At 39.9% G+C, this 20096-nt stretch carries 21 protein-coding genes; 6 read left to right on the top strand and 15 right to left on the bottom strand.

Annotated features, from left to right (window positions below):
* Window positions 1–23 precede the first annotated feature (23 nt).
* Window positions 24–569: a GspH/FimT family pseudopilin gene (locus tag QL984_RS13970; protein WP_013464482.1), complete on the top strand. Its 546-nt coding sequence runs from the start codon at window positions 24–26 to the stop codon at window positions 567–569.
* A gap of 78 nt (window positions 570–647) precedes the next feature.
* Window positions 648–1181, top strand: coding sequence for a GspH/FimT family pseudopilin (locus QL984_RS13965; protein WP_013464481.1), 534 nt, complete (start codon window positions 648–650; stop codon window positions 1179–1181).
* A gap of 6 nt (window positions 1182–1187) precedes the next feature.
* Here the strand turns inward: QL984_RS13965 and QL984_RS13960 are convergent, their stop codons facing one another.
* The 13 genes from QL984_RS13960 to murJ all read right to left on the bottom strand — a co-directional run bounded on the left by QL984_RS13960 (window position 1188) and on the right by murJ (window position 16042).
* On the bottom strand, window positions 1188–1607 hold the full coding sequence (locus QL984_RS13960; RefSeq protein ID WP_013464480.1) for a type IV pilin protein: 420 nt from the start codon (window positions 1605–1607) through the stop codon (window positions 1188–1190).
* A gap of 9 nt (window positions 1608–1616) precedes the next feature.
* Entirely contained in the window at window positions 1617–4790 is a 3174-nt protein-coding gene (locus QL984_RS13955) for a PilC/PilY family type IV pilus protein (RefSeq protein WP_013464479.1), read from the bottom strand.
* A 1-nt stretch (window position 4791) separates the two neighbouring features.
* Window positions 4792–5295: a hypothetical protein gene (locus QL984_RS13950; protein WP_016899436.1), complete on the bottom strand. Its 504-nt coding sequence runs from the start codon at window positions 5293–5295 to the stop codon at window positions 4792–4794.
* On the bottom strand, window positions 5283–6281 hold the full coding sequence (locus QL984_RS13945; protein WP_013464477.1) for a PilW family protein: 999 nt from the start codon (window positions 6279–6281) through the stop codon (window positions 5283–5285). The genes QL984_RS13950 and QL984_RS13945 overlap by 13 nt, the downstream gene beginning before the upstream one ends.
* Window position 6282: 1 nt before the next feature.
* Window positions 6283–6843, bottom strand: a complete 561-nt coding sequence (gene pilV, locus QL984_RS13940) for a type IV pilus modification protein PilV (protein WP_013464476.1) — start codon at window positions 6841–6843, stop codon at window positions 6283–6285.
* A gap of 114 nt (window positions 6844–6957) precedes the next feature.
* Window positions 6958–7662: a LytTR family DNA-binding domain-containing protein gene (locus tag QL984_RS13935; protein ID WP_013464475.1), complete on the bottom strand. Its 705-nt coding sequence runs from the start codon at window positions 7660–7662 to the stop codon at window positions 6958–6960.
* Window positions 7659–8693 (bottom strand): histidine kinase, encoded by a 1035-nt coding sequence (locus QL984_RS13930; protein ID WP_013464474.1) that lies wholly within the window; start codon window positions 8691–8693, stop codon window positions 7659–7661. The genes QL984_RS13935 and QL984_RS13930 overlap by 4 nt, the downstream gene beginning before the upstream one ends.
* A gap of 30 nt (window positions 8694–8723) precedes the next feature.
* On the bottom strand, window positions 8724–9653 hold the full coding sequence (gene ispH / locus QL984_RS13925; protein WP_013464473.1) for a 4-hydroxy-3-methylbut-2-enyl diphosphate reductase: 930 nt from the start codon (window positions 9651–9653) through the stop codon (window positions 8724–8726).
* Window positions 9653–10093, bottom strand: a complete 441-nt coding sequence (fkpB, locus tag QL984_RS13920; protein ID WP_013464472.1) for an FKBP-type peptidyl-prolyl cis-trans isomerase — start codon at window positions 10091–10093, stop codon at window positions 9653–9655. Before fkpB ends, ispH begins: the two co-directional genes overlap by 1 nt.
* Window positions 10090–10590 carry a signal peptidase II gene (gene lspA, locus QL984_RS13915; protein WP_013464471.1) on the bottom strand — a complete coding sequence of 167 codons (501 nt, stop codon included), beginning with the start codon at window positions 10588–10590 and terminating at the stop codon, window positions 10090–10092. Before lspA ends, fkpB begins: the two co-directional genes overlap by 4 nt.
* A 12-nt stretch (window positions 10591–10602) precedes the next feature.
* Window positions 10603–13431, bottom strand: a complete 2829-nt coding sequence (ileS, locus tag QL984_RS13910) for an isoleucine--tRNA ligase (RefSeq protein WP_013464470.1) — start codon at window positions 13429–13431, stop codon at window positions 10603–10605.
* 29 nt (window positions 13432–13460) lie between these two features.
* Complete coding sequence (gene ribF / locus QL984_RS13905; RefSeq protein ID WP_010391271.1) at window positions 13461–14387, bottom strand: bifunctional riboflavin kinase/FAD synthetase; 927 nt, start codon at window positions 14385–14387, stop codon at window positions 13461–13463.
* A gap of 74 nt (window positions 14388–14461) precedes the next feature.
* A complete protein-coding gene (gene murJ / locus QL984_RS13900; protein ID WP_255314645.1) occupies window positions 14462–16042 on the bottom strand; it encodes a murein biosynthesis integral membrane protein MurJ in 1581 nt (526 codons plus the stop codon).
* Between the two features lie 253 nt (window positions 16043–16295).
* Here murJ and rpsT point away from each other — a divergent pair, with 253 nt between their 5' ends.
* On the top strand, window positions 16296–16556 hold the full coding sequence (gene rpsT / locus QL984_RS13895; RefSeq protein ID WP_008114420.1) for a 30S ribosomal protein S20: 261 nt from the start codon (window positions 16296–16298) through the stop codon (window positions 16554–16556).
* Window positions 16557–16623: 67 nt separating this feature from the next.
* On the opposite strand, the gene QL984_RS13890 is transcribed toward rpsT, so the two are convergent.
* The gene (locus QL984_RS13890; RefSeq protein ID WP_290172869.1) at window positions 16624–17007 is read right to left on the bottom strand and encodes a response regulator; all 384 of its coding nucleotides are present in this window, start codon (window positions 17005–17007) and stop codon (window positions 16624–16626) included.
* A 109-nt stretch (window positions 17008–17116) separates the two neighbouring features.
* On the opposite strand from QL984_RS13890, the gene QL984_RS13885 reads away from it, so the two are divergent.
* The 3 genes from QL984_RS13885 (at window position 17117) to smrA (ending at window position 18865) form a co-directional block, all read left to right on the top strand.
* The gene (locus QL984_RS13885; RefSeq protein ID WP_036979098.1) at window positions 17117–17536 is read left to right on the top strand and encodes a hypothetical protein; all 420 of its coding nucleotides are present in this window, start codon (window positions 17117–17119) and stop codon (window positions 17534–17536) included.
* A gap of 106 nt (window positions 17537–17642) precedes the next feature.
* Window positions 17643–17888 (top strand): hypothetical protein, encoded by a 246-nt coding sequence (locus QL984_RS13880; RefSeq protein WP_013464466.1) that lies wholly within the window; start codon window positions 17643–17645, stop codon window positions 17886–17888.
* Between the two features lie 395 nt (window positions 17889–18283).
* Window positions 18284–18865, top strand: a complete 582-nt coding sequence (gene smrA / locus QL984_RS13875) for a DNA endonuclease SmrA (protein ID WP_020476932.1) — start codon at window positions 18284–18286, stop codon at window positions 18863–18865.
* 257 nt (window positions 18866–19122) lie between these two features.
* Here smrA and QL984_RS13870 read toward each other — a convergent pair whose 3' ends face one another.
* Window positions 19123–20043 carry a glyoxylate/hydroxypyruvate reductase A gene (locus tag QL984_RS13870; protein WP_013464462.1) on the bottom strand — a complete coding sequence of 307 codons (921 nt, stop codon included), beginning with the start codon at window positions 20041–20043 and terminating at the stop codon, window positions 19123–19125.
* Window positions 20044–20096: the final 53 nt, after the last annotated feature.

Genomic DNA, 20096 nt, shown 5'->3' with positions numbered 1-20096 from the left:
ATCACCGAGTTAATGAGATTTATATGAAAACTAAGCACCGTGGATTTACCCTATTAGAGTTAATGGTCACCGTGGCCATTGTTGGCATTATAGCCACTATTGCGTTGTGGAACAGTAGCGATATGCTGGAAGAAAACCGAGGTGAAAATTTTTTATTAGAACTTAAACGTAATATTAGCTTTGCACGCTCACAAGCGGCTAGTACCGATGAGATCGTAATTGTGTGCGCTGCTCCAGGTACAAAAGTAAAAAGTGATGATAAAACCCTAACTTGCTCAAGTAAATGGGATGTTGATCAAATAATTATTACCTTTATAGATGCTAATAATAATGGCCAATATAATAATGAAACAGATAGCTTGATCAGAGTCATGGAGGAAATTAGTCCTAATGATCGCGTTTCATTTACAGATACCCGTATACGATTTAATACCAGCGGACGTATAACTACAAATCCTGGGAACTTCATATTTTGTCCTAACGGCGACAACAAAAACCAAAAAGCGTTAACATTAACGCAATCAGGCACCGCTTTTTATTTAGGGGATACCACAGAGAGCTGTGGTTAAAAGCCATTTCATACTTTGTCGTTTTTTTGATTGTTTACTAAACTAATATAATGGACTGTTCAATGAAAGGCTTCAGGGATGAAGTTAATTATAAGTGCTCACAAAAATGGTGGCGTTACATTATTAGAATTACTAGTAACCATTTCAGTTATAGCGATACTAAGCCAACTCTCATTATGGTTTTTTCCTGATTTCTTGGCGCTCAATCGCGCAGATAACCAGATTAATCTATTACACAGAAACATTAATTATGCACGTCTTTATGCAATAGAAAATAATAGCTACGTCACTCTATGTGCCTTGAAAAATAATGAGTGTTTAGAAGATGATTGGGACAATCAGGTGTCACTTTTTATTGATAACGACAAGTCAACCTCTTTAGATGATGACGAGCGCCTTATTAGTACCTTTGAACATATCCATCCCTCTGATAGCTTAGAGTATCCTCGGGATGCCATCACTTTTAGACCCGATGGCTCTTTAAACGGCTTTCAAAACGGTACTTTTATCTATTGCCCAAATAACGAAAAAGCAAGCCTTGAGGGGCTTGCTCTGTCAATAAGTCAAACTGGGCGAATACGAATAAAATCTACTAACAAATGCCAAAAATAACTAATGTTATCTACCCCAGCAATAGTTGATGTCGGTATTGCCTTTACTACCCGTTGCTCCTTTTAAGCCAACGTCATTAATGGTTAATGACGTGCAATCAGCATCCCCTTTCACAGCACCAGCAATGGGTTTAGCAGTGATTGTAAATTCATTGCTATTAACCACATTAATTGTTAGCTCAAAATGACCGTTTTCAGTTTTACTTTGAATACCTAAGTCGCTAAACGAAGTTGAATATGCTCGGTTATCCACAAAGTATTGCTCTTGCTTGTTTGCCGCATCTAAAAGCGCAGAAGCGGCTTCTGCGCGTGATGCCCTTTTTATATATTCACTGTAATTAGGCACTGCAATGGCGGCAATGATGCCAACAATCGCAACGGTGATCATTAACTCAATTAATGTAAATCCTTGTTGTGTCTTATTCATATACAGCCCTTAATTGTTGATCTCATCGTTTTCTTCACGCTTATAAATATATGTTTGCTGCGTTTTAAAACCAAAGCCAATGGGTTGTTTATCATTCACTAGCTTAATTTTACCATCTACCACTTTTAAGCCAGGTCCTGTAATTTCTATTGGCTTAAGTGGATTTTCAGCTTGTTCCCCTTTGATCCCAGGACCAATTAGAAAAAACTGGCTCTCTTCGATAACATCTTCCTCTGGATTATCATCACATTTTCCATCATTGTTAGAATCAGCACAGGAATTAGTCGCACCAAAATAAAGCTGTGGTGTATCTGGCACATCATAACTGGTTGCAAATTTTAGTTGTTCATACACTTTAGTACCGTAATGCAAATGAAAAGCATAAAGTGCGCCGCCACCGCCACTTAAAGAACATTGATTCTCTACAACTTCATCAGATGCTGGCGTGAAAGAGGTAAAATAAGCAACCCCACCAACAACGGTAGCTGCAGCTAATGACTTTTCACCTTTCGCTAGCTCATAACGCCACCCTTTCTTTTTCGCCAGTTCAGCTTCAACAAGGGTGAAACCATCTAAGTCATCTAAAGTATTACCAAAGGGGTCACTATTCATCACCATTAAATCTGCAGGCACAATTGGCGCAGGAGCATTAGTTTTAAATGAACGCGTCAGAGTATTCTCATCACGGATCATAAACAATTGATCTTGCTCGTTTGTATTCGTTGGTTTTGAACGGTTACCGCTGCCAATAACAACTGCATCATAAGGAGTATCTAAACGAGTAATCACTTTATTACCATTAACCGTGGTCTCTGTTACTTTACTAAACAAAGTACGCGCAACCAATGGCTTATAAAAGAAGCGTCTATCTTGAGTATCTTGATTACTACCTAGCTCTGCAAGTTTGAAATGGCTAAACTCACTGCTATCTTCTCCAGGCATATCAATTCGCCAAATATTACCACCGGTATCTGAAGCATATATTCTGTCAATATAGCCATCATAATCTGAATCAAGCGTAGTTAAATCAGCAGCAATGCTGTGTTTACCTTTAAAGCCATTACTGTCTGGGGTTAACGCCCAAACTAAGCTGCCTGTTTTTGCCTCAACAATATAAATACCACGCCCTTTTGAGTCCTCTGCTCTTATTGCCGCATCTTTATTTGTATCGTAACCCGCGCCAAACACAAGCAAAGGCTTATTACCAAAAGCTTTAATATAAGCTATTTGTGGCTTTGACCACGTTTGTGCCAATTCAGTAAAGTCGCCTTTACCCCCTTCAATTGGTTTGCTCCAAAGACGTTTTGGCTGATTAGGATTTGTAATATCTAAACCATAGTAGTTTTTACCACCACGGCGCATTCCAGCAAAAGCCCATACCTCGTCTCCTTTGCTAGCATCTATAATACCGTCATTCAAACCTTCACTATTTAAGCTTTTATTACTAAAGTAGACACTGATAGGGCCATCCATACCATATACTTTACTATCTGCTTGTTTATTTCTAAGTGGTTTAATAATGTCAAACAGTGCTGAAGGTATAAATGCCCAACTTTCACTTACAGTCTCACCGGCATCTTTAAACATATGTAAGAAGCCAGCATTTGTCCCTATGAGGATGCGAATATCATCATTACCATAATCAATTGCAATTGGTTTTGAATGCAAAGGATCACCAAATATATCAGCGCGTTGGTCTTGTGATGAGCCATCTTTGTCCTCATCATCAACATCTACTCCTCTTGCCCAATTAACATCTTGAGTGGATAAGGTCAGCGGGTTATTAACAATGCCACTGAGAATGTCACTAACAGCCGAAGTATCAAAACTAATAATCGAGCCTTGATTCTCCGTAAATAAATTACGAGCAAGTGGATCTATGGTGCTTAAATAATGGTTTACCCCCCCCTGCGCAACCGCGTTACCATCAGCGGGTTGGCCCGCAGGTAACCAAAATGTTTTTGCCTCTTTTGAAATTAAACCGTCACTATTAAGGGCTTGTTTGTTGGTTGCATCGACTATTTGGCTGCCCGATACCTTTAACTTTTTCAGGTTACCACGCCAGCGCGCCCCGGTTTCTGGATAAAACATAGCAAAATAAATAGCATCACGACTTCGAGTTTGATCTACATTGTTACTCGCCACTGACGGCGATGAAAAACTGTCATTTACTTCACGAATACGAGAAATCGTATTTTTAAGTGCATCAGATAGTTGCGCAGCTGTATTCGCATGTAAGTATTGCCCACCACCGTAATCTGCAGTCTCAGTAAGTAAGTTTTTACCTGAGTCACTCATACCCGTACCAAAACCGATAGGAAATACACGTCCTATGTCAAGTACATTCTTAGTTTTGCTATACAAGTCAACTTTTACATCATCTGTACCGTGAATAATTTTTGCTAGCGCCGCCAAATAGCTGTTACTAACAGCAGGCGGATTACCAGAGAAATAACTATTATGAAGGTTGTATATATCATTATTTCTATTTGAATCGTTGGTTGGATCGCCGTCTGTCATTAAAATAATATTAATACTGTTATCACACCTAAGTGGCTCGCCAGTAACAGGCGCAAAGGGTGATTTATATATCCCTGATGACTCTGCTGTAAAATCTCGTTCATTAGTATTTCCCCCGTAATATACGTTTTGTCCCGTGATATACAGGTAGGCTTCCCAGAGTGTTTCTGTTAATGGAGTTGAACCACTTGCAGGTAACTCTTCTACTTTATTTAGTAAAAATGACTTTTCAGCCCCTACTCTGGCTAAAACATACCCACCATTACTACCATTAAAGCGCATTAAACCAAATTCAATATCATCGTTATCGTTCACTAATTGGGTGATAGCATTTTGCGCAACTCTTAAGCGGCTATCACTACATGTGGGTTCATAATTGTAGTAACTAGTTCTTTTATAACATTGCTCATTTCGTTTATAACTGTCTTTACTTTCAAAGCAATCAACCTCGTAATAGCTATTACCGCTTCTTTTATAACAGGCATCACCATCATTTACATCCCATGCCATACTTCCCGATGTATCAAAAATCATGATTACGCGAGGCTTTTCATTGGTTTGTACATTATGATTAACATACAGCTCTATATCTTCAGCGCCTGCTGACATGCTAAGCATTATTCCTATTAAAGAAATGAGTGCTTTATTTAGTATCAGTTTCATTTTAAATCCCCTTGCTTAGGCTAGCCATCTCTTGGGCTACGCCTGTCACAATTGTTAGTTGGTGCTTACTTTTAGAGCCATACTCAATAGTTGTTGAAACTTGTACCATGTTGCATGAGATCCCAGCTGTAAAACTAAAACGACGAGGACATTCTAAATCAAGCACGCCTTTATTTAAGTTAATCATTCTACTTTGCATATCATTATGTTCGGCTATAACCATGCCTTTTTCATTGCCAGACGCCATGGTAGTTACTTCCTCTGGCGTTAAAAAAAATTGATTTGTTGCACCATTGCTCGCTTCATCGGCAATCATGCGCTGCACTTCGCCGATAAGTTCATTTTCGGCAACTTCTCGCTCTTGTGCTGAATTAGTAATTTTAATATCTATACTACTGCTACTCATTAACGTCACTGCAATACCTGTAACGGCTATGACCATTATTAGTGCAGTGATAAGCACCACACCTTGCTGTTTATTTTTCATCGGGATTAAATACGCCATAAATTTGCTCCCACGTTATTTAAACGGATAGTTGTTGTGAATACAGTACGTCTAAAGTTATCTGAAAAAGTAAGGGTGCGTTTATTAGCATCTTCCCCTAATACATAGGTTTGGTTTTTGAGTGTAATACCTGGATCAGGTTGCAGTGCTCTAATCAATAAAAAAACTTGTACCGTTAAAATACCTTTGCGGTTTTCCCAGTCTGTGGCTGTCATGTTATTAATGCTTTTATAGGTATCCACGCGACTGTCGGTGGTGGTATCTAAACCAAACACAAAACGCATATTCTCCACGCCTTCCATTATAGTTTCTGTATTCATAGAACCAGCTACTAAACGTTTTCGCATGAGTGCGGGTACAGTAATACTTTTATTATTGACTGTATAAGTTTGCTCAGCAATATAATAACTATGATGGCTGTAAGGCCAAACACTGGCATTAACATTTAAACTATCAGGGTCGATAACACCTCGAACAAAGCGTGCATTTTCTTGCTCAGCAATAAAGTAATTCTCATCACTTTGCGTTTCATTAACACCTGCGGCATCAACTTCTAGTTGGTGACCTTGTAAAAACTTAACCTGTAAAATATCAGTACCCGCTAAAGGGTTATTAACACAATTAAGTTCACTTGAACTTGCCGCTGTTTTTGCATAAAGGGTTTTAAAATTACTGCTGCTGGTTAAATCAGGAAAGCTGCCATTGTTGAGACCTTCGAAGCAATCACCTGTAGGATTTGTTAATGATGATGTATTTATTGCAGTAAACGAATCATCATAAAATGTTCCCCAAAAGCCTACTTGTTCTATATCGCGTTGCATAATATTAATGGCTAATCGACCAGACTCTTGCAGCTCACCTATTGTCATCGTATCGCGGGTCGTCACTTTCATACCAATATAGGTAAACATTACGCCACCCAAAATTAATCCCCCTATAAATAAAGAGATCATCATTTCAATGAGTGTAAAACCAGCTTGCTTCATCTTAGCTCCTAACGTAAATGTAGCTAGTAAGTACAACTAAACGGCGCCTTTTATCTGCTACACCACAGCTAATTTTGCCTGTTGCTTCACTCGCCTTAAATTCTTGACGACCCTGCCAAGAAACAATGACCTCAATATTAAACGCCTTACCGCCAGAGCCTGCTACCGACTCTGGATTAATACATACGGTGGCACCATCAAGTGATCCCGTATTTTCGCGGGCACGAATAGCACGCTTCCACTGCTCTATATCTAAACTCGCAATTTGTGCATTACTGCATGAACTTGTAAAACAGGTTGTAGAGGAATTAATACTTGTCTCGCTGGTAAACTCAAGGTCGTATAATGTAGCTAGTTGCGGTGTGTCATTAGCCCGTATTCGTTGAATAATATCATTACCAAGCGCAACAGCAGCGGCACGTTGCATTGAGTCAAAACTAGCTTGCTTAGCTTTAGCTTGTAAGGCAACGGCCCCTAATAAACCAAAGCTAAGAATAATAAACGCAATCAGGACCTCAATAAGGGTAAAACCTTTTTGCAATTTAAACGTGCTCAAAGACATAGTAAAACCAAATAATAATTATCTGATACTAAGTGTATGCAATAAAAAAATAGATTCAACTAGGACCACGACCAACGGTTAATTATGTTGATAAGCGGTTAATAGGTCGGTGTGCTAAAGTACGCTTTTTACGCTTTTGAGCGCTCGACGACTAACAGCTAAAAAAGGTGAACACCCTTTGAGTTCAATAACATGTTGATGGTTTTTAAGTGTATGGAGTGCCAAAATTTTATTTTTATTCACTAAGGTATTTCGATGAATTCGCAATATGTGACGAGGATATTGCATTTCAAGTTGCTTTAAACTGTCTTCAATTAGAGCCTCCCCACCATCGAACACAACTTTGGTATACTTTTCCTGTGCATAAAAATAAAAAACATTTTCTATTTTTATACTTCTTACGGTGCCTGCTAATTGATAGGTTATTTTTTCTGTTTGTTGTTGTTGCAGGTGTACTCTGTTTAAACGTCCTAGCTGTTGTAATGCATGTTGCAAACTTTTTTCTGATATAGGTTTTACCAAATATCCGGCTGCATTTAACTGCATCGCATCAAGTGCATGCTCAGGATGAGCGGTTATAAAAATAATCGCCGGAGGTACCGCTAGATCATTGAGTTGATTGGCCACTTCGATGCCATTTAAGCCTGGCATATCAATATCTAAAAACACTAAATCAGGCTGCTGCTTTTTCATTTGTGTTAAAGCGTCGTTGCCATTACTAGCCTCTCCTTGCACATGAATGGATGTATGGTTCTCAGCGAGTAAACGCTTCAATCGTGCCCTTGCTAAGGGTTCATCATCTACAATCAATACATTCATAACGTATTCTCTGCTTGTTTTGGGATGACTACTTTGACTCTAAATTGATTATCTTTGTTGGTTATTGTCAGTTGCGCCCGACCTTTATAATAAATACTTAAACGAGAACGAATATTATCAAGAGCCATACCGTTATGCTCTCTAGTATTTTCAGTTTCAGTAGGTACAGGATTAGTTACAATTAAGGTTAAATAATGTGTTGTCACATGCAGTTCAATACTTATAGTAGCACCACTTTGGCTTGGCTCAATGCCATGACATACTGCGTTCTCTACCAAAGGTTGTAATGTTAGATATGGAATATAGAGCGCAGGGAGATGTTCTGGTAATAACCACTCAACCTTTAAGCGCTCTGCAAAGCGCCATGATTCAAGCGCAATATACTGTTTAGTTAATGTTATTTCATCACTGAGTAATACACTTTGACCTGAACGCATTGCAGCTTGAGACAGCGCTGCTAGTGCTAAAATTGCATGCTCTGCAGCCTCAACGTCATGATGCGTTAATTCTGCCGCCGTATTCAAGCTATTATATAAAAAGTGGGGTCGGATCCGTGCCTGCAAAGCATCAAGTTCTGCACGAGAAAGTGCTTTGGTTTGCTGCTCTTTTTCAAAATGAATAAGCAAAAATTGTACAAACAGTAAGGTAAGCAAAAATACAATAATGCAATTACGCAGCACAAAAAACGTCAGTTGTTTTTCGTTTTCAATATCAAAAGCAATATGAGAAAACACCAGACTAAATACAGCAGTACTGAGACTATATGAAGCAATAAAAAAACTGATCTGAATAAACTGAGTCTGTTTTGCGAGTAATCGACGACAAAGATATAAAAAAGAGGTACTGACCAGCACAGTTACATGGAGAAACAAACTGATCGCCCCCAAATGCAGCCATATGTCATCGCCAGCATTAGGAGCAAAAGCTAATATAATAGCCACAACCTGTGTTACTACGAGGGATGCAAGCACACCACGCTCATTAAAAAGGGCCGAAAAAAGTAACGCATCTGGTGACAGTTGCTTACCCATTCGACCCTCCTTTTATGATTTATCTCTAAATTAACGCAGCTCTACTGGTACAGCAAAAACAATGTTTTCTTCTTCACCAGGATTTTCTGTTACTTGGTTACCACCGAGCTCTTTTAAGCGGGTAATCACTTGCTGCACTAGCACTTCAGGTGCTGAGGCGCCTGCGGTAACCCCCACACTATTGATACCATCAAACCATGACGCTTCAACATTGCTGGCATCGTCAATTAAGTACGCACGCGTACCCATTTTATCAGCTAGTTCTCGTAAACGATTGGAGTTAGAGCTATTTTTAGCGCCTACAACCAATAGCACATCGACTTTGTCTGCTAAGTCACGTACTGCATCTTGACGGTTTTGAGTTGCATAACAAATATCATCTTTACGCGGACCATCAATAGCAGGAAACTTGCTGCGTAAAGCATCAATCACATCCGCAGTATCATCTACCGACAAGGTTGTTTGGCTGCAATAAAAAAGGTTATCTGCATTCTTAACATCAAGCTTTAACACGTCATCAACGGTTTCAACTAGGTAAATGCCACCTTGTTGATTGTCGTATTGACCCATAGTGCCCTCAACCTCGGGGTGTCCATGGTGACCAATTAAAATGCATTCAATGCCTTTTCTGCTGGCACGGGTAACTTCCATATGCACTTTAGTCACTAACGGGCAGGTTGCATCAAATACTTTAAGCTCACGGCGTTTTGCTTCACTGCGTACAGCCTGTGATACACCATGAGCACTAAATATAACAATACTGTCATCCGGTACCTGATCAAGCTCTTCAACAAACACAGCGCCGCGATTTTTTAAGCCATCAACCACATAACGATTGTGTACCACTTCATGGCGCACATAGATTGGTTTTTCAAAAATATCTAAAGCGCGCTCAACAATGCTAATTGCGCGGTCAACACCGGCGCAAAAGCCTCGTGGATTAGCTAATAATATTTCCATTAACCTTGCACCTCAATAATATCAACTTCAAACGTTAAGCGCTGGCCCGCTAATGGGTGATTAAAATCGATAGTAACTGACTCGCCTTGCACTTCACGCACCAAACCCGGAAGCTCGGTGCCATCAGGTTGAGTAAACGCAATAATAGCACCTACTTTAGCCGGCGTTTCTACACCAAACTTACTACGATCTACATAATAAATATTATCTGGGTTTGGTTGACCAAAGGCATCTTCCGGCTCAAGCTCAAATGTTTTGCTCTCACCGGCCGTTAGGCCAAGTAAACATTTTTCAAAATTAGCGGTTAAGCTGCCATCACCCATAGTGAGCTTAGCCGGCTTGTTATGCACTTTCGTTGAGTCAGCGGCAGAGCCATCTTCTAGTTTAATAGAAAAATGAAAAATAACGTCTGAGTTTTCACCAATTACAGCTTGGCTCATGCTTTATGCTCCTTTGGATTTTCGCCGGTAAAGGCGTCAAATAGTAATAATGCAGCACCAATACAAATAGCGCAGTCTGCAATATTAAATACGGGAAAATGTGAGTCTTCGTAAAACACATGTAAAAAATCAATAACGTAACCATAAGCAATGCGGTCGTACAAGTTACCAATAGCACCGGCTAAAACTAACGAGTAAGCACCACATAATACTTTATTAGACGCTGGAAGACGTTTTAACCACCACACCAACAAACAACTAATCGCGATTGCTATTGCACTTAAAAACCAACGCTGCCAGCCACCCGCTTCGCTTAAAAAGCTATAGGCTGCACCGTAGTTATGTACATAAGTGATGCTAAAAACAGGCAGTAAATTAATTGACTCACCATAAGCCATGGTGTTTACAACCAGTGTTTTACTGGCAAAGTCTATTACAAGCAGTAATAGACTCAACCAAAGCCACACTAAACCACTTTTTTGGGTTAGTTTGCTCACTAAAAACAACTCCTAAGCGAATTGACGCTTTTCACCTTCACCGTCAACGTTACTTACACAACGACCACAAATTTCGGGATGAGCAGGCTCAACACCTACATCTTCACTGTAATGCCAACAACGTTCACACTTTTTAGCATCTGTTGCTGATACGCTAATGTATAAGCCATCAATTTCAGTAGTTTGTGAATCTGCAGGTTGACTGTCTACCTCGGTAACGTTAACCGCAGAGGTTAACAACACAAAACGTAGCTCATCGCCTAACGCCGCAAGTTTTGCTGCAAGCTCTTTGCTGGCAAACAGGTTTACGGTTGCTTGTAATGTTGCGCCAATCACATCTTCTTTACGTGCAGCTTCTAACAGACGGTTCACTTCGTCACGCACATTTAAAATAGCTTGCCAGTCTTCATTACTAAACTTGGTCGTTGTTGGTGCTTGTAATCCCTCATACCATGTTGAAGTAAATACATAGTCACTGCGCTCACCTGGAAGTGCTTCCCAAATTTCTTGCGCTGTAAAGCTCATGATTGGCGCCATCCAGCGAGTCATAGCTTCAGCAATATGATAAAGCGCTGTTTGACAAGAACGACGTGCATGGCTGTCGCTTTTTGCCGTGTACTGACGGTCTTTTATAACGTCTAAGTAGAACGAACCAAGCTCACCGGTACAGAAGTTCATTAGCTTTTGCGTTACTAATAGCATTTGGTAGCTATCGTAAGCCGCTAAAATATCATCTTGTAACTGTGCTGCGCGCCCTACAATCCACTTATCAAGCTCAACCATATCATCAACAGCAACTTGATCCGTTTTTGGATCAAAACCACTTAGGTTAGCAAGTAAGTAACGGCTGGTGTTACGAATACGACGGTAACGATCTGCCGAACGTTTGAATATTTCATCGGATACGGTCATTTCTGCTGTGTAATCAGTTGATGCTACCCATAAACGTAAAATATCAGCGCCCAGTTTATTCATCACATTTTGTGGCGAAATAACATTGCCTAATGACTTAGACATTTTGCGGCCGTTTTCATCAACCGTAAAGCCATGCGTAAGCACTTGCTTGTATGGTGCATGACCATTAATTGCCACTGAAGTCATCATTGATGACATAAACCAACCACGGTGTTGATCAGAACCTTCAAGGTATAAATCTGCAGGACCAACTAAATCTTCACGCGCATCAACAACACAGGCATGAGTCACACCTGAGTCAAACCACACATCTAGCGTGTCTTGTACTTTCATGTACTGTTTAGCGTCTTCTTCACCTAGCAAAGTAGCAGGCTCTAGGTCATACCATGCTTGAATACCTGATTTTTCGACAAGTACTGCAGCTTGTTCAATCAGCTCTTGAGTATTTGGGTGTAATGCACCCGTGTCTTTATCAACAAACAATGCAATAGGTACACCCCACGTACGTTGACGCGAAATACACCAATCAGGGCGGCCTTCAACCATGTTGGCAATACGGCTTTCGCCCCATTCAGGTAACCATTGAGTATTTTTAATTTCAGCCAGTGAATCTTTGCGTAAGTTAGCCTGATCCATGCTAACAAACCATTGTGGTGTGGCACGGAAGATAATAGGCGTTTTATGGCGCCAACAATGTGGGTAGCTATGAGTTAATGCATGATGATGCATTAAGGCATTATTTTCTTTTAATACCTCAATTACACTCGCATTGGCTTTAAACACATGTTGACCGGCAAATAATTCAGTGTCAGGTAAGTACACTCCGTTTGCGCCAACTGGGTTAGCTACTTCAAGATTATACTCAAGGCCTGCCACGAAATCTTCTTGACCATGACCAGGTGCAGTATGTACAACACCCGTACCAGAATCTGTGGTTACGTGTTCAGCTACAATAACCGGTACGTTAAAGTCATAAAATGGGTGTGCAACGTTTAAGTTTTCAAGTGCTGCACCTTTAACATAGCCAAGGATATGGAAGTGGTTAAAGCCAAAACGATCCATCGCATCTTTAACAAGCTCAGAACCTAAAATCAGACGCTGCTGAGCACCTTCATCGTCTACTTGTACTAGCGCGTATTCTAAATCAGCATGCACAGCAACCGCACGGTTAGCTGGCAAAGTCCACGGTGTCGTAGTCCAAATAACAGTCCCTACACTGCCAGTGCCTTGATGACCATCAGCTAAGTTAAACGCATTTACTACTGCGTCTTGATCAGCAAAAGTAAAACGTACATCGATAGCTGGCGATTGTTTATCTTGGTATTCAACTTCTGCTTCTGCTAATGCAGAGCCACAATCTGTACACCAATGCACAGGTTTTGCGCCTTTATGTAGATGGCCATTTTTTATAATGCGACCTAGTACACGAATTGCATTGGCTTCAAAGTCAAAGTTCATGGTTAGGTAAGGCTTATCCCAATCACCAAAAACGCCTAAACGTTTAAAGTCTACTTTTTGACCTTCCACTTGCTTTTTAGCATAGGCACGACATTTTTCGCGAAATTCTGCAGCAGTTACCTTAACACCGGGTTTACCGACTTTTTTCTCAACCATTAACTCGATTGGTAAACCATGACAGTCCCAACCCGGTACGTATGGCGCATCGAAGTCTGATAAGGTTTTAGACTTAACAATAATATCTTTTAATATTTTATTTACTGAATGGCCTAAATGGATATCGCCGTTTGCATACGGAGGGCCGTCATGCAAAATGAAAGTTTTTTTACCTTTCTTTGCGCTGCGAATTTGACCATACAGGTCGTCTTCATACCATGCTTTAAGCATTTTTGGTTCACGTTGTGCCAAATTGCCACGCATTGGAAACATTGTTTCCGGTAAATTCAAAGTATGTTTGTAGTCGCTCATTAATCCTACTTTCCGTCTCTATCGGCTACCTAATTTAAACCAAAACACTGCTTAGCGGCGGCAACATCGGTTGCTATTTGTGCCGTCAGTTGTGTTAATGTCTCGAATTTTTTCTCGTTGCGGAGTTTTTCAATCAACTCCACATGCATAAATTGTCCATAAATATCTTGTGCAAAATCAAAAAGATGAACTTCTAATAAGGCACGAGTTCCATTAAACGTGGGTTTGTTTCCAATGTTAGCCACCCCAAAAACTTGCTTTCCTGCGATCATCACTTGAACCGCAAATACACCATTGACCGGACAAACTTGACGTTTTAGCGCAATATTTGCCGTTCTAAAACCCAGTTCGCGGCCTTTTTTCCAGCCATGAATAACACGTCCAGATATTGCATAATTATGCCCAAGCATAACTTTTGCACTAACTAGGTCACCTTCTGCAAGCGCCTCTCGTATCAAGGTGCTGCTTACTCTAGCATTTAATTGCCTAAAGCTGGCAGTGCTTTTAACACTCATTCCCGCTTGGGTGCCCATAGTTGCCAATAGACTAAAGTTACCTTGGCGCTGTTTACCAAACCTAAAATCATCACCAACCGTTAATGCTTTAACGCCCAGCTTTTTAATTAAAATATCGCTAACAAACTGCTCAGCATGCATGTTTGCAAAAGCCTGATTAAAGCTAATACAAATAACGCGTTCAATTCCTAAGTTACTCAATAGGCGTAGTTTATCACGCAGTCGAGTCAGCCTAGCCGGAGCGTTATTTTTTGCAAAAAACTCTTGTGGCTGAGGCTCAAATAACATTACGGTGCTGGGTAAATTATTTTCTTTTGCATCAGCTAAAAGCCCTTTTAATACGGCAGCATGACCCAAATGAACACCATCAAAATTACCAATGGTCAGCACACAACCAAAGTGTTGTGGGCGTATATTGTGTATACCTCTAATTAACTCCATGCCACCTAATGCCTTTTTCAGCGAGCGATAAAATGCGACCTCGGGCCGCAGAGTGTCCGATTATAATCTTTTTTTTAATTTGATTCAGTAATTGCTACACTTTTTATCGTATTTAGTCTAACACCCATCAAAAACAACATAAAAAAGTAACTAACAATCGCAATAATTAATAACACAACCAATAACATAACTTGTTCGCTAAAGTGCCAACTAACCCAGTCATATTGCCTACTAGTAAACCAAACCAATGCGCCCATTGTTATACTTGCCAACAAACACTTCAAAGTGAAGTAGCCACTCATGCTGGAAAACTGATAAACATTCTCTTTTTTAAGCTGTCGGTACAGTAAGTAGGCATTACAACTAGCCGACATAGAGGTTGCCAGGGCTAAGCCTAAATAGCCAATAAAGGGCGCCAGCATAATATTAAACACCATGTTAAGCACCAAAGTGACAATACCAATGCGCACCGGTGTTTTCGTATCTTGGCGAGAATAAAACCCAGGCGCCAACACTTTAATTAACATAAAACTGACTAATCCCACCGAGTAGGCAACCACCCCTAAGCTCACTGCCTTAACGTGATCAATGCCAGCCTCTTTAAACGCACCGTGATCAAACAGCACGGTAATAATCAACGGGCTAATAATCATCAACCCTATCATGGCCGGGAGCCCTAAAAAAATAACAAATCGCACTCCCCAATCTAGGGTATGTTGAAAGTCGCTACTTTTTTTACTGCTGTGTAATTTTGATAGCGCAGGTAAAATAACCGTCGCAATACCAATACCAAATAAACCAAGTGGGAATTCAATCAGTCTATCTGAGTAATACAGCCAAGCGATAGAGCCTGTCATCAATAATGAAGCTATTACCGTATCGAGTAATAAGTTAATTTGACTAATTGATACACCAAATAACGCTGGGAGCATTAATTTACGTACTTTTTTAACATTTTCGTCTTGCCAACCCCATCGCGGGCGGGCCAACATTTTTGCTTTATATAAAAACGGCAGTTGAAATAATAGCTGTACCACGCCCCCTAAAAATACGCCTATTGCTAATGCATATGCACCAACAGAAAATTGGTCATGCAATAAAATGGCACAACCAATAATAGAAACATTAAGTAATACAGGAGTAAATGCGGCAACTGCAAAACGGTTGTACACATTCATTACTGCGCCACTAAGCGCCACTAAGCTTACAAAAAATAAATAAGGAAAGGTCAGCTTTAATAGTGAACTGGCAAGCTCAAACTTTTCTGCGTCAGGGCCACCTTGCCACCAATCAATAAACCAACCAGTGCCGAATAAAGCAGCAATAACAGGTGACGCTATCACACCAAAGAGCGTCACTATCAGTAAAATAGTGCCTAACGTGCCGGCGGCTTGGGCAACAAATATTCTGACCTTCTCATCGCCTTGCTGCTGTTTAATTTCACTTAATACCGGTACAAACGCCTGTGCAAAAGCCCCTTCAGCAAATAAACGGCGTAAAAAATTAGGAATACGGTTTGCAAATAAAAACACATCGGCAGCAGCCCCTGCCCCCAACAAGTTAGCTACGACGGCATCTCGTACTAGCCCTAAAATACGCGAGATCATTGTCATTGCACTTACAATCATCCCGGAACGAAACAAACCTTTTGACACTATAAATCCATATTAAAAATCAGCAATTAAGTTAATTATGCCATAGTCTTTTTTATAAATCGCTTTAAAGCACTAGGCTCGAACCCCTTGCTTTGTTACAATAGCGGCATTAACTGCTAAAGCGGCAAATTGATGTTCGTTATAAGGAGCAGTTTTTCTTGGATTGTTAAAATTAAATTGACATTCATGATAAAAACAGGCATATTCCACGGCCTTTAATTTAAGCTTTATTTAAGATTGTTAGGAGCAAACCTTGGCTAACATCAAGTCTGCAAAAAAACGCGCTATCACAAGCGAAAAAAACCGTCAGCACAACGCAAGCCGTCGTTCAATGATGCGTACTTACTTCAAAAAAGTAATCGTAGCTATTGAAGCTGGCGATAAAGAAGCTGCACAGCAAGCTTTTTCTGTTGCTACACCTATCCTAGACCGTTACGCAACTAAGGGTCTAATCCACAAAAACAAAGCTGCTCGTCATAAGAGCCGTTTAGCTGCTAAAATTAAAGCGCTATAATTTGTTTTTGCAAGATTAAAAAAACCGGCTTTTGCCGGTTTTTTTTTGCCCAAAATAAATACGCTTTTTAAACGTTATCGAGCTCTGGATAAAACTTTTTCAGCATCGCCGCAATTTTCTTCGGAGAAAAAGGCTTAACCACAAATCCTTTTGCCCCTCTATCTATTGCATCCTTCACATTTTCAACGCCTGAATGCGCCGACACCATCACCACGTTTGTCTCTGGTGATAACTCATTTATCTGCGCAATAAGCTCTTTACCATCGCCGTCAGGTAGCTCTATATCTAAAAATATAATGTTAAAGTTTGCTGCACGGCATTCACTTATGCACTGCGCGGCCGTAGACGCTTCTTTTACATTCTCTATCCCTAAATGCATCAATGTTTGACTTAGAAAGCTACGCACCGCGCTAACATCATCAACTATTAAAATAGATAGCTGCGTATTCATATATAATCCTTATAGGCTAAAAGCCGTGTCTGCGAAATTGGTGATTTGCTTAAAATACAAATATTTACTTTATTATAGAGAGCTAAGCCAAAAAGGCCAGATTTGCTTTATGTCGAAAAATACAAAAAAGAGTCGTCGCAAAAAAAAAAAAGCGGCCTATGTTAAACCAATACTTAGTAACAAGCCTGCAAACCTTGGCTCACAATCAAACCCGCGCGCAGTAGGTGTAAAACGTGGCGCCAAACTAACCGCATTTTTTATTTTCACGATATTATTACTTATATTTGTTTTAGCGCCAAAGCCTAGTTTACTCACCTATAAAAAATCAGCCATGGTTAGCAAAAGTATTTATTGGCCAGGGCTATTTGCCAATAAACCAAAGCTACTGGATTCAACGCTGCACCCTAGACTAGATAAGCATCGCAGAACACTATACCTCTGTGTAGATCTTCAGCAACCACAAAGCTGCCAAAAATATCATGTTATTGCTGAAGAGGGATTATTTTCGGTATTAATGACCTACCTTTAGCATTAAAAAAACTAATCTGAAAATTTAAAATTACTTGGTTGAAAGCTGTGCAAAAGATCAACATAATGGCGCTCCTTTTTTCAACAACTGAACTATTGAAACGACCATGCTAAACGAGCTAGATTGGCTTTTAAATACATTACTACTTGCACTAGGTTTAGGTGCATTCTTTATCAACCAACTGACACTGCTTCGCGTTGCTGCGATTAGTGCGTGTGGTTTGTTATTCCTATCATTTAGCTTAGATCTTATGTCGTCGAGTATTATTTCAAATATGAGTTTAGTGTTGATCAACACATTTTACTTGTTCAAAGTTTATACGTTTGGGCAATTTAGCGTATCTCAGCATTAATTACTTCCCCTTAGAATATTTTATAGCCCAGTTTTTCTGGGCATTTTTATATCTCACTGTTAAAAATCTTGGGTCTGGGTTTGAACTAAGTTAAAATTTATCTCGTAACAGGGTCTGTTGACCTTTCAAGGTTAAATTTGCAGCAGTCTGTTTGGTATTTAGGCAAGGCAGAGCCTATGTGGTGTGGTATTCCCCATAGATAGGTGATAACGCAGCATCAATGCCAAACAGGCGCTGCCCTTTGGGTTCTACCTAGGGGCGATTTACTCTTTGTTGCTCGGTTTTTACTTAGCCCACTAGGTTACAAACCTCGCGCCGCGATTAAACCGCCTCTATTTTGAACAAATTTTAATCCGCAAAGGTCAACAGACCCTTGCCTAATTTGAGATAAGCCCATGCCATTGTCAGATTTCGATTTATTCTTATCTTCTATGGAAGATGTTACCCCCATAACGCATGACACTGTGACCTTACCACCTAAAAACCATAAAGCGGTCATCGCCCAGCAAGAAAAAAATAAAGCAGCACAATCAGATTTAGTCTCTGAACAGTTCAATCCGTTGGATGAACCACTTGAATTACTCGATCCATTTGCCATATTAAGCTTTAAAAAAGAGGGCGTACAAAGCGCGGTTTTTAAAAATGTAAGATTAGCGAAATATCAGCTTGATGCGACGCTTGATTTACATGGGCAACTTTTAAAAAATGCACACGCATCATTATTAGCCTTTGTTCAAGACTGCCATCAGCGAAATATAAGAATGGTACTCGTTCGCCATGGCATAGGTATTAAAAATAAAACCAAGCCAGGGATATTAAAAAGTTACGTAAATCAGTGGTTACAAACAATTCCATGCGTTTTAGCGTTTCATACTGCACTTAGGCAGCATGGAGGAAGTGGTGCGACGTATGTTTTATTGAAGAAAAGTGATGATAAAAAGCATCAAAATAGAGAAATACACAGCAAGCGTAGCTAAATCTTGCTGTGAAAATAAGGGTCAGATCAGCAGCGCTGCCGCATTGGCTTGATTAAACCAGGCAGATATTCCTAATATAATGATAGATACAACCACGATGCTAATTTTTGCGCCCCCTTGATTGGGTTTCATAATTCATCCTATTTTTTTATTATTGTTAGAACTGTTTTTAACAATAATAAAAATTACAAATGTTAACAAGCTGTTTCTGTTAAAAATTAAACAAATTTTAATCCTTGAAGGCCAACAACTGCCAATTAATAACCTTGCTGCTTATCAATGCAATTTATTAATGGCTGTTTCGCTTTTAAACGCAAAATGTTTTCTGCTATTTGTTCAATAACACTATCCAGATCTGACAACGCAGCACAGTGCGGTGTTAAAGTAATACCTGGATGCAACCAATAAGGGTGTTCGCTTGGCAGTGGTTCACTGGCAAACACATCAAGCGTTGCTGCGCGTATACGTGTATTGTTAAGTGCATCAAGTAAATCAGCTTCTACTATATGCCCACCTCTGGCCACATTAATCACCACAGCATGTTCAGGCAGTTGCTCAAGTAACTGTTTATTAATAATGCCTTGGGTACTGCTGGTAAGCGGTAATAAACATACTAAATAATCGGTTTGCGCAAGCATCTGTGTTAAGCCGTCATCACCATGATAGAGTGTCGCAATGTTTGATGTTTTAGGGCTTCGGCTCCAAGCATTTACGTTAAAACCGTTATTAACCAGCCTATGTGCACATGCTTGACCTAGTTCGCCAAACCCTAAAATGCTTACTTGATTATGTTTATGCGCTCTTTTAGGTTTCCATATACTTTGCTGTTGCTTTATTGCATATTCTTTTAATCGCAATTTTTGTGCTAATACATGGGTAAGTACGTATTCAGCCATATCGTTGGCTAACTGTTTATCAACAATACGCACGACCTCTACATCCGCAGGTAATAAACTTAAATCAATGCTATCAACGCCTGCGCCAAATGATGACACAGCCTTTAGGTTTGGTAACGTGGGCCACAGTGATGCAGGCGCATTCCACGCTAAAACGAACTCTACACTCTCTAAATTTTGGCAATCATTAAGTTCTTCAATTCGAATACTAGGCAATCGTGATTGCATTTTTGCTATTAATTTTGTGTTGTCTCGGCCTGTTATAGCCACCAAAACTGACATGATGATTCCTTAAAAAGTAACCCTGAATAGTAGTACTGATATGGTTCAATTCA

The organism is Pseudoalteromonas sp. APC 3495, assembly GCF_030407645.1.
Taxonomy (GTDB): domain Bacteria; phylum Pseudomonadota; class Gammaproteobacteria; order Enterobacterales; family Alteromonadaceae; genus Pseudoalteromonas; species Pseudoalteromonas tetraodonis.
Note: the sequence above shows the minus strand (reverse complement) of the source record. Positions and strands in the feature narration are given on the sequence as shown.

Excerpts from the sequence above, each read along its gene's own strand:
- QL984_RS13970 (WP_013464482.1), top strand. The coding sequence starts at position 24 with ATGAAAACTAAGCACCGTGGATTTACCCTATTAGAGTTAATGGTCACC.
- QL984_RS13945 (WP_013464477.1), bottom strand. The coding sequence starts at position 6,281 with ATGAAGCAAGCTGGTTTTACACTCATTGAAATGATGATCTCTTTATTT.
- QL984_RS13965 (WP_013464481.1), top strand. The coding sequence starts at position 648 with ATGAAGTTAATTATAAGTGCTCACAAAAATGGTGGCGTTACATTATTA.
- QL984_RS13950 (WP_016899436.1), bottom strand. The coding sequence starts at position 5,295 with ATGGCGTATTTAATCCCGATGAAAAATAAACAGCAAGGTGTGGTGCTT.
- QL984_RS13955 (WP_013464479.1), bottom strand. The coding sequence starts at position 4,790 with ATGAAACTGATACTAAATAAAGCACTCATTTCTTTAATAGGAATAATG.
- pilV (WP_013464476.1), bottom strand. The coding sequence starts at position 6,843 with ATGTCTTTGAGCACGTTTAAATTGCAAAAAGGTTTTACCCTTATTGAG.
- QL984_RS13935 (WP_013464475.1), bottom strand. The coding sequence starts at position 7,662 with ATGAATGTATTGATTGTAGATGATGAACCCTTAGCAAGGGCACGATTG.
- ispH (WP_013464473.1), bottom strand. The coding sequence starts at position 9,653 with ATGGAAATATTATTAGCTAATCCACGAGGCTTTTGCGCCGGTGTTGAC.
- QL984_RS13885 (WP_036979098.1), top strand. The coding sequence starts at position 17,117 with ATGTCGAAAAATACAAAAAAGAGTCGTCGCAAAAAAAAAAAAGCGGCC.
- ileS (WP_013464470.1), bottom strand. The coding sequence starts at position 13,431 with ATGAGCGACTACAAACATACTTTGAATTTACCGGAAACAATGTTTCCA.
- smrA (WP_020476932.1), top strand. The coding sequence starts at position 18,284 with ATGCCATTGTCAGATTTCGATTTATTCTTATCTTCTATGGAAGATGTT.
- QL984_RS13930 (WP_013464474.1), bottom strand. The coding sequence starts at position 8,693 with ATGGGTAAGCAACTGTCACCAGATGCGTTACTTTTTTCGGCCCTTTTT.
- QL984_RS13880 (WP_013464466.1), top strand. The coding sequence starts at position 17,643 with ATGCTAAACGAGCTAGATTGGCTTTTAAATACATTACTACTTGCACTA.
- fkpB (WP_013464472.1), bottom strand. The coding sequence starts at position 10,093 with ATGAGCCAAGCTGTAATTGGTGAAAACTCAGACGTTATTTTTCATTTT.
- QL984_RS13870 (WP_013464462.1), bottom strand. The coding sequence starts at position 20,043 with ATGTCAGTTTTGGTGGCTATAACAGGCCGAGACAACACAAAATTAATA.
- ribF (WP_010391271.1), bottom strand. The coding sequence starts at position 14,387 with ATGGAGTTAATTAGAGGTATACACAATATACGCCCACAACACTTTGGT.
- QL984_RS13960 (WP_013464480.1), bottom strand. The coding sequence starts at position 1,607 with ATGAATAAGACACAACAAGGATTTACATTAATTGAGTTAATGATCACC.
- QL984_RS13890 (WP_290172869.1), bottom strand. The coding sequence starts at position 17,007 with ATGAATACGCAGCTATCTATTTTAATAGTTGATGATGTTAGCGCGGTG.